Annotated in this window: 11 protein-coding genes; 6 read left to right on the top strand and 5 right to left on the bottom strand. The window is 70.9% G+C overall.

Going from position 1 to position 13924, the window contains the following annotated elements; translation table 11 throughout:
- Window positions 1–141 precede the first annotated feature (141 nt).
- From wrbA to ACFVZW_RS01375, 5 genes are all read right to left on the bottom strand, one after another.
- Window positions 142–759, bottom strand: a complete 618-nt coding sequence (gene wrbA / locus ACFVZW_RS01355; protein WP_362372138.1) for an NAD(P)H:quinone oxidoreductase — start codon at window positions 757–759, stop codon at window positions 142–144.
- Window positions 760–890: 131 nt separating this feature from the next.
- The gene (locus ACFVZW_RS01360; protein ID WP_384514986.1) at window positions 891–1757 is read right to left on the bottom strand and encodes an arylamine N-acetyltransferase; all 867 of its coding nucleotides are present in this window, start codon (window positions 1755–1757) and stop codon (window positions 891–893) included.
- A 30-nt stretch (window positions 1758–1787) separates the two neighbouring features.
- The gene (locus ACFVZW_RS01365) at window positions 1788–2690 is read right to left on the bottom strand and encodes an MIP/aquaporin family protein (protein WP_384514989.1); all 903 of its coding nucleotides are present in this window, start codon (window positions 2688–2690) and stop codon (window positions 1788–1790) included.
- Window positions 2691–2820: 130 nt separating this feature from the next.
- Entirely contained in the window at window positions 2821–4677 is a 1857-nt protein-coding gene (gene asnB / locus ACFVZW_RS01370) for an asparagine synthase (glutamine-hydrolyzing) (protein WP_384514991.1), read from the bottom strand.
- Between the two features lie 44 nt (window positions 4678–4721).
- Entirely contained in the window at window positions 4722–6422 is a 1701-nt protein-coding gene (locus ACFVZW_RS01375) for a carboxylesterase family protein (protein WP_384514993.1), read from the bottom strand.
- Between the two features lie 249 nt (window positions 6423–6671).
- Between ACFVZW_RS01375 and ACFVZW_RS01380 the strand changes: the two genes are divergently transcribed.
- From ACFVZW_RS01380 to ACFVZW_RS01405, 6 genes are all read left to right on the top strand, one after another.
- Entirely contained in the window at window positions 6672–7214 is a 543-nt protein-coding gene (locus ACFVZW_RS01380) for an SRPBCC family protein (protein WP_384514996.1), read from the top strand.
- A gap of 417 nt (window positions 7215–7631) precedes the next feature.
- Entirely contained in the window at window positions 7632–9071 is a 1440-nt protein-coding gene (locus tag ACFVZW_RS01385) for a multicopper oxidase family protein (protein WP_384514998.1), read from the top strand.
- A gap of 252 nt (window positions 9072–9323) precedes the next feature.
- Window positions 9324–10496, top strand: a complete 1173-nt coding sequence (locus ACFVZW_RS01390; RefSeq protein WP_384515001.1) for a 3-deoxy-7-phosphoheptulonate synthase — start codon at window positions 9324–9326, stop codon at window positions 10494–10496.
- A gap of 46 nt (window positions 10497–10542) precedes the next feature.
- Entirely contained in the window at window positions 10543–11313 is a 771-nt protein-coding gene (locus ACFVZW_RS01395) for a 2,3-dihydro-2,3-dihydroxybenzoate dehydrogenase (RefSeq protein WP_383553768.1), read from the top strand.
- A gap of 57 nt (window positions 11314–11370) precedes the next feature.
- Window positions 11371–11994, top strand: a complete 624-nt coding sequence (locus ACFVZW_RS01400; RefSeq protein WP_384515004.1) for an isochorismatase family protein — start codon at window positions 11371–11373, stop codon at window positions 11992–11994.
- A complete protein-coding gene (locus ACFVZW_RS01405) occupies window positions 11991–13892 on the top strand; it encodes an anthranilate synthase family protein (protein WP_384515008.1) in 1902 nt (633 codons plus the stop codon). Before ACFVZW_RS01400 ends, ACFVZW_RS01405 begins: the two co-directional genes overlap by 4 nt.
- Window positions 13893–13924 lie beyond the last annotated feature (32 nt).

Genomic DNA, 13924 nt, shown 5'->3' on the forward strand with positions numbered 1-13924 from the left:
CCTAGGCGCGGTGGGGGGGGGGGGCGCGGGGGGGGGCGCCCAACCCCGCCGAGCGCGGGGGGGCCCCTCTCGCCGCGCCCCCCCCCTCCTCTCGTGTGTCCCTCCGGACGGCCCGACCCCGCCAGGTCCCCGGGCCCACCGTCAGACGGCGGCGAAGCCCTTCTTCAGCGCCGTGGCGATCTCGACGGCGCGGCGGGTCTGGAACTCGACGGCGGCGAGGTTCTCGCCGGCCACGTTGCTCGCCTCGTTCGCCGAGACGCTGCTGGCGCCGTACGGGTTGCCGTTGGCCGGGGCGAACTGGACCGGGTCCGCGTAGCCGGGCGCCACGATGATGGCACCCCAGTGGTAGAAGGTGTTGTTCAGAGCGAGCAGCGTCGACTCCTGGCCACCGTGCGAGGTCGAGGTCGAGGTGAACGACGCGGCGACCTTGTTGACCAGCTTGCCCTGCGCCCACAGACCACCGGTCGTGTCGATGAACTGCTTGATCTGCGCGGCCGGCAGACCGAAGCGGGTCGGCGTGCCGATCAGCACGACGTCGGCCCACTCCAGGTCGTCGAGCGAGGCGACCTCCACGTCACGGGTGGCCTGGACGTGCTCGGCCCACTCCGCCTTCGTGTCGATCACCGACTGCGGGGCCAGCTCCGCCACCTTCCGCAGCCGCACCTCCGCACCGGCCTTCTCCGCGGCCTGCGCGGCGGCGTTCGCCAGCGTGTGCACATTGCCGGTCGACGAGTAGTAGATGACTGCGACGTTGGTCATGACGGACCTGCTCCTTGGTGTGGGACTGGGGGCCTGCTACGGAACGGAAGGGCCCTTTCGCGACCTTCTCCGAACGGGACGGCGGCCTTCCACGCGGTCGGTGAAAGTCCGTCAAGTTCCGCACCCGGATGTCACTTCGCGGCGAAGAACCGCAGCAGAGCCCGCTCGTCGTCGTCGTTCAGCTCGATCGAGAACAGCTCTCCGAGCGCGCACACCGTATCGGCGGCGCTCAGCTCACGCCGCTCGACGCGCCCGTCCGCGTACCGGATCTCCAGCGACTTGTCCCGCAGCAGCCGGCGCTCCTTCTCCGTCTCCTTCTGGGCGACCAGCTGACCGACGAACGGTGAGCCGGGCCGGGTCGAGGAGAGAAAGTGCGCCGCCTCGAAGTCGATCCGGAACTGCGGCTCCTGACGGAAGGAGTACATGTCGAACCAGCCGTCGTCCGCCCCCTCCTCGGGGATCCGCACCACCCAGTCGGGCCCGTCGGCCGCCAGCCGCCAGGTCCAGTCCGCGACCGAGCAGACCGCCCCGTGCCGCAGCGGCAGCGCCTCCATCAGGCCGCTGTAGCCGTAGCCGGCGTCCGCCAGCCAGACCTGGTCGTCCGCCCGGACCAGGAGCACCGTGTGCGTACGGAAGCGGCGCCTGGTCTCCCCCTGCCGGATGCGGGCGAGGAGACGGGTCACGGGGAAGCCGAGCCGGTCCAGGGCGGCGGCGAGCAGCAGGTTGTTCTCGTAGCAGTAGCCGCCGCGCCCCGCCCGTACGAGCTTGTCCTGGATCCGGTCCAGGTCGAGCGAGACCGGGCGGCCCAGCGCGATGTCGATGTTCTCGAACGCGATCGCGTCCATGTGGCCGCGCAGGACCCGGTGCAGGGTGTCCGCGCTGGGGGTGCGGGGCCCGGTGAAGCCGATCCGGGCGAGATACGCGTCGAGGTCGAGGAGCTCGCTCTGCCACTCCGGATCGGTCTCGACGGCGACGGGCAGTCCGTAGGTTCCCAACATGTCTGTCTCCTGGATCAGGTGCTCGGATGCTCAGATGCGATACGGGTCGTCGTGAGCGGGGCGCTCCCGAAGCAGCTCGGGCGGGATGGTGTCGGGGCATACGGCCGCGTCGACGACCGGGCGGACGATGTCCTCGACGGGGCCGACGGTGTGCTCGCCCGGGCCGGCCGTCGACTCGACGGCCGGCGCCTCTATCGGCGGCCTGAGCGCCGCGGCGAGGGCGGCCGCCAGCGCCGCGCCGAGGACAGGGCCGATCAGATACGCGGTGAGGAAGCCGAAGTTCCCGGCCCAGAGCGCGGGTCCGAACTGCCGCGCCGGATTGACCGATCCTCCCGAGAGCGGCCCCAGGATCATGATGAAGCCGGTGATGCACAGCCCGACGACCCCGGGTATCAGCCACTCCCAGCGCGGCCGGATCAGCAGCGCCGCCACCAGCGTCATGCAGATCAGCTGACCGACCGTCTCCGCCGTCAGCACACCCCAGAAGCTCCAGCCGGGCTGCGGCGCCACCGCCGCCCAGCCGACCTGGGGCAGCCCCACGTGCGCGCCCCACACCAGCCGTGCGAGCCCCACGCCGGCCACGGCCCCGGTCATCTGGGCAACGCAGAACGGCAGGACGTCCCGGCCGGGGAAGACGCGCAGCAGCCACAGCCCGATGCTCACCGAGGGGTTCATGTGCCCGGCGGTCTTCCGCGACATCGAGTAGTGGATGATCGCCGTGTTGACGACGCCGAAGAAGATCCCGAGCGCGACGAACGCCGCCCGCCCCTTCAGCACGGAGCCGAGGGGCGCGTCCGGAGCGAAGATCCAGCGTGACGTGGTCACGATGAGGAAGAGGATCCCCGCCGTGATCAGGAACTCCAGGACGACGGTGCGGGCGCGCGGGGAGAGCAGCTCCCTGCGGGGAGCCCGGTGACGACTGCTGTGGGTCATGGTGACCAACTCCCAGCTGTGATGCGGTCGGTACAGGCGGCGCGGGTGGGACGTGGCGTACACATGCGTCCGCGGCGCCGCGCACGGCCCGAAGGCCGCGCACGACGCCGCAGTGGGGCGAACGTGCAGGTCAGAGCTCGATGCGGACCTTGTAGTCGAGCGCCCAGGCGTTGAACTCGACCAGCCGCTCCATCACCGCCCGGGTGCCCCAGAGCCCGCCGAGCGCCGAGTACTCCTCCAGCGGCCTGTCGAGCAGCCGCTGGATGCCCTCGCGCGATACGAGCCGCAGCACCGGGGAGCCGTCCGCGAGCAGCGCCTCGACCTTGGCGCGCAGCGCGGTGACGTACTCGATGTCCTGGGTGGAGGGGTACGGGCTCTTCTTCCGCTCCAGGACCGACTGGGGCAGCACGTGCGCGGACGCCGCGCGCAGCAGGCTCTTCTCCCGGCCGTCGAAGTTCTTCATCTCCCACGGCACGTTGTAGACGTACTCGACGAGCCGGTGGTCGGTGAACGGGACGCGGACCTCAAGGCTGGTGGACATCGAGATCCGGTCCTTGCGGTCCAGCAGGAACTTCTCCCAGTGCTGGATGTTGAGCCAGGTCAGCTCCTTCATCCGCTCCTCGTGCCGGGAGTCGCCGGCGAGCCGCGGGACCGCCTCCAGGGACTCGGCGTACCGGCGCTTGACGTACTCCTCCATGCCGAGCCGTTCCCAGAGCCCGATGTCCTTGATCGTGTCCAGGCCGCCGAGGCGCCGCCAGGCGTCGTACCAGGGGAAGGTGTCCCCGTTGACGGCCTCCTCGTCGAAGAACCAGTTGTAGCCGCCGAAGATCTCGTCGGCCGCCTCGCCCGACAGCGCCACCGTGACGCGCTCCTTGAGCGCCTTGCACAGGTGGTACAGGGAGTGCTCCATGTCGCCGGTCGAGACCGGCAGGTCCTGGGCGCGGAGCACCGCCGTACGGACGCCCTCGTCGAGGATGTCGTGGTTCTCCAGCTCCACGATGATGTGCTCGGCGCCGGAGTGCTCGGCGACGTCGACGGCGTACGGGGTGTCCGGGTCCATCCAGATGCCGTTGTCGCGGAAGGTCTTGCCGTGGTCCTTGAAGTCGACCGAGAAGGCGGTGATCCGCTCGTCCGAACCCTGGTCGCGCAGCACCTTCGCGGCGAGCGCGGTCACGGCGCTGGAGTCCAGACCGCCGGAGAGCAGGGTGCCGACCTTCACATCGGCGATCAGCTGCCGCTCGATGATGTCCTCGAGCAGCTCACGGACGGTGGCGATCGTGGTGTCGAGGTCGTCCGTGTGCGGGCGCGCCTGGAGCGTCCAGTACGTACGGGTCGTGGAGCCCGCCTTGGTGAAGCGGACGGACGTGCCGGGGACGACCTCGCGCATCCCCTTGAAGACCGCGTGGCCGGGGGTGTTGATGATGGCGAAGATCTCGGCGAGGCCCTCGGCGTCGACCACGGCCTCCGCCTCGGGGTGGGCGAGGATCGACTTGGGCTCGGAGCCGAAGAGGACGCCGTCGGCGGTGGGATAGTAGTAGAGCGGCTTGACGCCCATCCGGTCGCGGACCAGGAGGAGTTCCTCGCTGCGCGGGTCCCAGATCGCCAGCGCGTACATGCCGTTGAGCCGCTCGGCGAACTCCTCGCCCCACTCCAGGTAGGCGTGCAGCACGACCTCGGTGTCGGACGCGGTGCGGAACTCGTGCCCGAGGGCGCCGAGTTCCTCCTTCAGCTCGCGGAAGTTGTAGACCTCGCCGGTGTAGACGAGGACGGGCTGCCCGTCGTCGCCGGGGACGGCGTGCATGGGCTGGCGGCCGTTCTCCAGGTCGATGATGGAGAGACGGCGGTGGCCCAGGGCGGCGTGCCGGGTGAGCCAGATGCCGCCGTCGTCCGGGCCCCGGCACTCCAGGGTCCGGGTCATGGCCTCGGCGGTGTCGCCGCCGAGCGTCAGGTCGTGGTCGTAGGCGACCCAGCCGGTGAGTCCGCACATGGCGCCTCAGGTCCTTTCTCGAATGATCAGCGGGATGTACGGAGTTAGGAGCGGGGGGCGGTCGTCGAGGCGGGCTTCGGGACCGGGACCCAGCCGGCGGTGTCCCAGTGGGCGAGCTGACGCAGCGCGGAGCGCTCACCGACCTCGGCGACCCGCTCCCCGCCGAGGATCAGCGTGGACGGCCGCTCCGGCGAGAACACCGGTACCTCCGGCGCGTTCGGGCTGCTCGGGGTCCGGCCGTGGGCGAAGGAGGACACCAGGTCGATGAAGGTGTCCGAGACGAGCCGCTCCAGCGGGCCGTCGCCGTAATGCGGGGCGTTGACCTCGGAGCCGTGGGTGCCGAAGAGGAACTTGGACGTGGCCTCGTGCGGGGTGCCGGTCAGCGGCGGGGCGACCGGGTGCGCGAACTCCACCAGATAGCTGGGGACGTCGGGCCGCTCCGTGGCCTGCCGCTCGGCGAGCCGGGTGATCTGGTAGCGGAAGAGGCTGTCGCCCCAGATCGCGCCCCAGATGGACACCGGGTCCTGCGGGAGTCCGTCGATCGCCGCCGCCCTGCGGTACGCGGAGATCGCGGCGTCCACCTCGGTGTCGGCCACATGGGCCGCGCCCTTGTGCAGCACCGCGCGGATCGCGGTGCGCAGGCTCCCGTCGTCGGTGGGGTGGGGGCCGGGGAAGGGATAGCCGGGCCCGGTGGTGAAGAAGGTGCCCTCGGTCCGGCCGTAGATCGACAGGGTGGGCAGCTCCGGGGTGGGCAGCTCGAAGTCGTGGCCGAGCATCCAGCGGCCGTCGACGACAGGGCCCTGGTACTCGCGCCAGGTGGATATCTCGCGGTCGACGGGGCTGCCGGAGAAGATCTTCTCCCAGGTGTCCTTGAGCCGGGCGGCCGGCACGGAGCGCAGGCCCCGCACGGTGGTGCCGAGCTTGCGGGCGACCAGCTCGAAGACCCGGTGGGAGTCCTCGCGGCTCATCGAACTCGCCGGTTCCCAGACGTGCTTGACGCTGATCGGGACGATCCGGCGCACCGTTCCGCGCAGTTCGGGGAGGAGCCCGAGCTGCCAGGTCGAGGAGCCGCCGGCCGAGGTGCCGGCCAGGGTGATGTTGTCGGGGTCGCCGCCGAAGGCGGCCGCGTTGCGGCGCACCCAGTGCAGCAGCGCCACCTGGTCCTGCAGACCCCAGTTGGAGTATCCGCCGGTGCGGTCGTCGAGCAGGTCCTCGTGGAGTCCCCAGCCGAGAGCGCCCAGCCGGTAGTTGAAGGTGACCACGACCATGTCGCCGTGGGCGGCGGGCCGGGCGCCGTCGAAGTCCGGCTCGCTGCCGGCGCCGAGGAACCAGCCACCGCCGTGGATGTAGACCACGACGGGCCGGGCGCCGCCGGTGTCCGGGGTCCAGACGTTCGCGTAGAGGCTGTCCTCGCTGGAGCCCGGCAGGTACGACTGGTACGAGACGGGCGCGAACGCGGTCGCGTCACGGACCCCGCGCCAGGGGGTGACCGGGCGCGGCGAGCGGTAGCGCAGCTCGCCGACCGGGGGAGCGGCATACGGCACCCCCCGGAAGACGGACAGGCCGCCGGCCCGTTCGCCCCTGATCAGACCGCCGCCGACACGGGTGACGACACTCGTGCTCTCCGCGGCGCCACCGGTCCGCACGCCGCCGTCCGTCTCCTCGGCCGAGGCCACGCCGCCCGGTACGGTCACCGCCGTCGCCACCGCTGCGGCGGCCGCGACGACCGTACGTCTCCGTGGCATGGGTGGCGGCTCATGTCCAACTCCCGACCGGTCCATAAACAAAACTCCCCGGGTATGCGAATGCCAAAAGACTTGGCGCGTCGAAGAGTGACGACGATGCGAGGGTGCCGCACGTCCTGGCCTCGGCCAATGCGGTTCGGCGTACTCAGTCAGGTCAGTCGGAGCGGCATCCGAAGCGTTGTCACGGTGACCTGACGGATTCACCCCCGAACCTTTGAGCACATCCGTGGGGATCGGCAGGATCCAGGCATGACAACGTCGATTCTGGACTCCCGCCCCCTTTTCGAGCTGGGTGCCGAGATTCATATCGCGGCTTCCGCCGACAAGATCTACTCGATCGTCAGCGACATGCAGCGGCATTCCGAGTGGAGCTCGGAACTCCAGGGCGGCCGGTGGCTGTCCGGAGAGCCCGGGAAGGTCGGTGCGATCTTCGAGGGAGAGAACTTCCGCAGCGACGACATCGTGTCCTGGGCGCCGCTCATCCGCGGAATCTGGCACACGAAGTCGGAGGTCGTGGAGACCACTCCCGGCCGCGCGTTCCGCTGGAAGATCCACTCCAAGACCGGTGAGCCGCAGGAGCTCACCTGGTCCTTCCTCATCGAGCCCGCCGAGAACGGCGCCACGCTCTCCCAGACGTTCCGCATGGGATACGCGTCGCCCGGAATCCACGAGATCACCAAGGACATGAACGAGGCCGACAAGCAGAAGTTCATCTCCGACTGGACGGCCAAGATGACCCGGGACGTCACCGAGACCCTGGGCAGGATCAAGGTCGTCGTCGAGAAGGACTGACGCCCACCGCCACCAGGAACGACGCATCGACGGGCCGGCCCCTCAAGGGCCGGCCCGACGCGCGCCCGGCCCTGCCGGGCCCCGTTCCGCACCGGGAACCGCCCCCGCGCGTCCGCCCCGCACCGGGCCGTGAGTCCGTACCGGGACCCGCCCCGAAGCGTCGCGCGCCGGCCCCACGTCCGTACCGAGAACCGCCCGCGCCCATCGCGCGCCGGCGTGTGTTCCGCACCGCAGCACCGCCCCGCGCACAGATCCGCGCCCCCGCCCGCGGCCGCGCCGGGCCCCCACGAGCCGCCCCCGCGCCCCGTCGCGCGCCGGGGCCGTCAGACCCCCACACCCCCACAGCCCCCCACGTCCCCCCACAGAGCAAGGAGATCAGGGTGCGCACAGGGCGCGCCCATGACGAGGGGAATCCCCATGCTTTCCAGACGACGGTTCATCGGTGCCGCCCTGGCGACAGGCGGCACGATGGCCACCGGCGCAGCCCTGACCCCGCTGCTCGGCGCGGCATCGGCCACCGCGGCCGACGCGACCGCCGTCGCGCTCTTCACCCGGCCGTTGCCTCTGCCGCAGGTCATCGCGCCCAGCTCGACCGCCAACGGCGTCGACACCTACAACATCTCGATCAAGCGGACCACCAAGGAGATCCTGCCCGGACAACTCACCGAGGTCTTCACCTTCAACGGCGGCTTCCCCGGGCTCATCCGGGCCACCTCCGGCCGCCCGGTCGTCATCAACCAGTACAACAAGCTGGACATGCCGGCCTCGATCCATCTGCACGGCGGGCACGTCGCCCCCGAGCACGACGGGGACCCGATGGCCACCATCGCCCCCGGCGGCATGCGCACGTACCACTACCCGAACCAGCAGGGCCACGCCCCGCTGTGGCTGCACGACCACGCCCACCACATGGAATCCGAGCACGTCTACCGCGGCCTCTCCGCGTTCTACCTGCTCACCGACGCCGAGGAGAAGGCGCTTCCGCTGCCCTCCGGCGTGTACGACGTGCCGATCATGCTGCGCGAGGGGCACTTCGACACCACCGGGCAACTCGTCTACACCATGGACGACTTCCGCAGCCGCTCGACCATCATGGCCAATGGCAGGGCCTGGCCGTACTTCCAGGTCGCGGCCCGCAAGTACCGTTTCCGGCTGCTCAATTCCACCAATCTGAGGTTCTTCACCCTGCGGCTCGCGGACGGCTCGCCGTTCATCCAGATCGGCTCCGACGGCGGCCTTCTGGAGCGGCCCTTCTCCACCGGCACCGTCTCCCTCTCGCCGGGCGAACGCGCGGAGGTCGTCATCGACTTCTCCCGCTATCCCGTCGGCACCCAGCTCGTCCTGGAGAACACCGAGGGCCCGGGGCCGGCCGAACTGACCGGCAAGGTGCTGCGCTTCGACGTGGTGAAGACCGCGTCCGACCCCAGCGCCGTACCCGCCACGCTGCGCACCCTGCCCGCACTGCCGGCCGTCACCGGGCGGCGGACCGTCGTCATGAGCATGGACGAGGACGGCCGGCCCGCCCCGCAGGGCTACATGGACGGAAAGGTCTACGACCACCACCGAATCGACAACACCGTCCCCTGGGGCGGCTCGGAAATCTGGACGGTGACCAACAGCAATCAAGCCATTCCGCACAATTTCCATATTCACCTGGTGCAGTTCCGTGTACTGGAACGCAACGGAAATCCGCCCGGTCCCGCCGAGGCGGGACTCAAGGACACGATCCGCGTCATGCCCGGCGAGACGGTGAAGTTCCAGGCAACATTCGACAGCTATCGCGGAAAGTACCTGTACCACTGCCACATGCTCGACCACGCGGCCATGGGAATGATGGCCCAGATGGAAGTCGTGTGAACAGTGGACCAACCGACCTGATGGATTCTCCGGCCACTTGACGGAGTGCGTCCGACGCCATTGGCCGCGGGCCAGTCAACGACGGATGATTCGAGGGAATTACGGGCCGGCCGGCCCAGTCGCGGCACACCCATTCGCAGCACACCGGTTCGTCGGACCGGTTCGGTGACCGCCCGGCCGGCCCTTTTCGGATCTCCGCCTCGAAGAATCCCACCCGCACCCGTCGTCCTGTCGTCTTAGGAGAGACTCCCTGTGGACAACACTCTGCTCGACATCCGGCGAAGGCCGGCTCTGCAACAGCCCGTGTGGGACGACGCCTCGCAGGTGGAGCGCGTGCGGGAGGAGCTGAGCGTCCGCCCCGCCCTGGTCAGCCCGCAGGACGTGCACACCCTGCGCACCCTGCTCGCCAGGGTCGCCGCGGGCGAGGCCGTGATCGTCCAGTCCGGCGACTGCTCCGAGGACCCCGACGAGTCCACCGCCCAGCACGTCGCCCGCAAGGCCGCCGTCCTCGACCTGCTCGCCGGCGCCATGAAGATGATCACGCACAAGCCGGTGATCCGCGTGGGCCGCATGGCCGGCCAGTTCGCCAAGCCGCGCTCCAACGACACCGAGAAGGTCGGCGAACTCGAACTCCCCGTCTACCGCGGCCACATGGTCAACGGTCCCGAACCCGACGCGGAGTCCCGCCGCCCCGACCCGCTGCGCCTGCTCACCGGCTACATGGCCGCCAACGACATCATGGGCCACCTCGGCTGGCGCAAGCCCGTCGGCCGCCCGGTCATCGACCCGCCGGTCTGGACGAGCCACGAGGCCCTGCTCCTCGACTACGAGGTGCCGATGCTCCGCCGCGACGACGAGGGCCGGCTGCTGCTCGCCTCCACCCACTTCCCGTGGATCGGCGAACGCACCCGTCAGACCGACGGTGCCCATGTCGCCCTGCTCGCCGAGGTCGTCAACCCGGTCGCCTGCAAGGTCGGACCCAGCATGACCCCCGACGAGCTGCTCACCCTCTGCGAGATCCTCGACCCGGCCCGCGAGCCCGGCCGGCTCACCCTCATCGCCCGCATGGGCGCCGAGAAGGTCGCCCAGAAGCTGCCGCCGCTCGTCGAGGCGGTCCGCGCCGCCGGCCACCCGGTGATCTGGCTGACCGACCCCATGCACGGCAACACCGTCACCGCCCCCGGCGGACTCAAGACCCGCTACACCACCACCGTCGAGCGGGAGATCTCCGAGTTCCAGCTCGCGGTGCGCTCCTCCGGCGGCATCGCCGGCGGCGTGCACCTGGAGACCACCCCCGACGACGTCACCGAGTGCGTCCTCGGCGAGCAGTGGGTCGGCCGCTGCGGCGAGTACTACACCAGCTTCTGCGACCCGCGCCTCAACCCCGGACAGGCCGTCACCGCCATCTCGGCCTGGCGCGCCTGAAGCCCGCCCGCCCCTTATCCCGTACCGGAACCACGGAGGTAGTGAGATGCAGGACAAGATCGCCCTCGTCACCGGCGCCGCGGGCGGCATCGGCGCCGCGGTGGTCCGCGCGCTGGCCGAGCGCGGTGTGACCGTCGCCGCCGTCGACCGGGACGAATCCACGCTCAAGCAGCGCGTCGCCGCCTTCGTCGTGGAGGGGCTGCCCGTCGAGGCGTTCCCCGCCGACGTCACCGACAGCGCCCAGGTCACCGCCCTGGTCGACGAGGCCGAGCGGCGCCTCGGCCCGCTCGACTACCTCGTCAACGCGGCCGGCGTCCTGCGCCTCGGCCCCGTCCGCACCTTCTCCGACGAGGACTGGGCGGCCACCTTCGCCGTCAACGCCACCGGCGTCTTCCAGGTCTCCCGCGCCGTCGTCGACCGGATGATCCCGCGCGGCTCCGGCGCCCTCGTCACCGTCGCCTCGAACGCGGCCAACACCCCGCGCACCGAGATGGCCGCGTACGCCGCGTCCAAGGCGGCCGCCTCCCTCTTCACCAAGTCCCTGGGCCTGGAGGTCGCGCCCTACGGCATCCGCTGCAACCTGGTCGCGCCCGGCTCCACGGACACCCCGATGCTCTCCTCGATGTGGCACGACGAGACCGGGCCCCAGGGCACGATCGAGGGCCGCCCCGAGGCGTTCCGCGTCGGCATCCCGCTGAAGAAACTGGCCCTGCCCACCGACATCGCCGAGGCCGTCGTCTTCCTCCTGTCGGACCAGGCGTCCCACATCACGCTGCACGACCTCACCGTCGACGGCGGCGCGTCCCTCGGCGTCTGAGCAGCCCCTCACCCGCGTACTCCGCGAACACCGCACACACGTCACGAGAGGACGGTCATGGCCGGGATACCCCCCATCGAGGCCTATCCGTTGCCGACGGCCGGCGCCCTGCCGCCGGTCACCCCGCACTGGACCGTGGACCCGGCCCGCGCCGTGCTGCTCGTCCACGACATGCAGCGCTACTTCCTGGCGCCGTTCCCCTCGCCGCTGCGCGAGGAGATCATCGCCAACGCGGCCCTGCTCCGCGACCGTTGCGCGGCCCACGGCATCCCCGTCGCGTACACCGCGCAGCCCGGCGGCATGACCCCCGAACAGCGGGGCCTGCTCGCCGACTTCTGGGGCCCCGGGATGCGCCTCGACCCCGCCGACCGCGAGATCGTCGAGCCGCTCGCGCCCGCCTCGGGCGACTGGCTGCTCACCAAGTGGCGCTACAGCGCCTTCTTCAAGACGGACCTCCTGGAGCGGATGCGGTTCCACGGCCGCGACCAGCTGATCATCTGCGGGGTCTACGCCCACATCGGCGTGCTCGCCAGCGCCGTCGAGTCGTTCACCCACGACATCGAGACGTTCCTGGTCGCCGACGCCGTCGGCGACTTCACCGAGGCCGAGCACCGGTCGGCCGTCGCGTACGCGGCCAAACGCTGCGCCGTCGTCACCACCGCCAAGGAGGTGCTGGGGTGAACACACCGGCCCGTACCGACCTGCTGAGCCGGATCCTCGGCCCGAACCCGCCCGCCTTCGCCGTGCTGCACCGGCCCGAGACCACCGGACCCGGCGCACTCGACCTGCTGACCGGCGAGATCTCGCTGCCCGAGACCCTCGCCGACCTCCCGCTGCGCGAGGACGGCCCCGGCACCGCGCGCCACGAGGTCCTCGCCGTCGTCCCGTACCGCCAGATCGGCGAACGCGGCTACGACCGGACCGACGACGGCGCCCCGCTCATCGCGATGAGCGTCACCGAGCAGACCACCGTCCCGCTCGACACCGTCCTCGCCGCGATCCCCGACGTCCCGATCACCCTCGCCGACGGCAGCTTCGACGTCGACGACGACGCGTACGCCGAGATCGTGCGCCGGGTGATCGCCGACGAGATCGGCACCGGCGAGGGCGCCAACTTCGTCATCCGCCGCTCCTTCACCGCCGAGATCACCGACTACGGCCCCGGCAGCGCGCTGACCTTCTTCCGCCGGCTCCTGGAACGCGAGTCGGGCGCCTACTGGACCTTCCTCATCCACACCGGGGAGCGCACCTTCGTCGGCGCGTCCCCCGAGCGGCACGTCAGCCTCGCCGACGGCACCGCCGTCATGAACCCCATCAGCGGCACGTACCGCTACCCGGCCTCCGGCCCCACGCTCCCCGGCGTCCTCGACTTCCTCGCCGACCGCAAGGAGGCCGACGAGCTGTACATGGTCGTCGACGAGGAACTGAAGATGATGGCCCGGATCTGCGAGGGCGGCGGCCGGGTCGTCGGCCCGTACCTCAAGGAGATGGCCCGCCTCGCGCACACCGAGTACTTCATCGAGGGCCAGACCGACCGCGACCCGCGCGAGATCCTGCGCGAGACGCTGTTCGCCCCGACGGTGACGGGCTCGCCGCTGGAGAGCGCCTGCAAGGTGATCTCCAAGTACGAGCCCCGGGGCCGGGGTTACTACAGCGGGATCGCCGCCCTCATCGGCCGCGACGCGCTCGGCGGCCGGGCCATGGACTCCGCCATCCTCATCCGTACCGCCGACATCGACGCGGGCGGCCGGGTCTCCATCGGCGTCGGCGCGACCCTGGTGCGCCACTCCGACCCGGTGTCGGAGGTCGCCGAGACCCGTGCCAAGGCCGCCGGGCTGCTCTCCGCGCTCCAGGACGACGGAGGCTCCCGCTTCCGCGCCCACCCGCGCGTGCGGGAGGCGCTGGAACGGCGCAACGCCACCATCGCCGGCTTCTGGCTGGCGGAGGAGTCGGGCCGCGGCCGGCCCGATCCCGCCCTCGCGGGACAGCGCGTCCTGATCGTCGACGCCGAGGACACCTTCACCTCCATGATCGGACAGCAGGTCCGGGCACTGGGGCCGGAGGTGACGGTCCGGCGCTTCGACGAGGAGTACGGGTTCGACGGCTACGACCTCGTCATCATGGGTCCCGGCCCCGGCGATCCGCGCGAGGCCGGACACCCCAAGATCGCGCATCTGCGGGCGGCCGTCGCCGGCCTGCTGAGCGAGCGCCGGCCGTTCCTCGCGGTCTGCCTCAGCCACCAGGTCCTCAGCCTGCGCCTCGGCCTGGACCTCGCCCGCCGGGACGTGCCCAACCAGGGCGTCCAGAAGGAGATCGACCTCTTCGGCGCGCGGGAACGGGTCGGCTTCTACAACACCTTCGCCGCGCGCTGCGCCGAGGACGGCTTCCTGCACCCGGAGTTCGGCCCGGTCGAGGTCAGCCGGGACCCGGAGACCGGCGAGGTGCACGCGCTGCGCGGCGCGGGCTTCGCGTCGATGCAGTTCCACGCCGAGTCCGTGCTCACCCAGAGCGGTCCGCGGATCGTCGCGTCGATGCTGGGCGGGCTCGTGAAGAGCGGCGCGGTGCCGGCGGCGCGGTAGCGGAGCAGCAGGCGTCCGGGCACCCGACGCGG

It is taken from the genome of Streptomyces sp. NPDC059567, assembly GCF_042735655.1.
Taxonomy (GTDB): Bacteria; Actinomycetota; Actinomycetes; order Streptomycetales; family Streptomycetaceae; genus Streptomyces.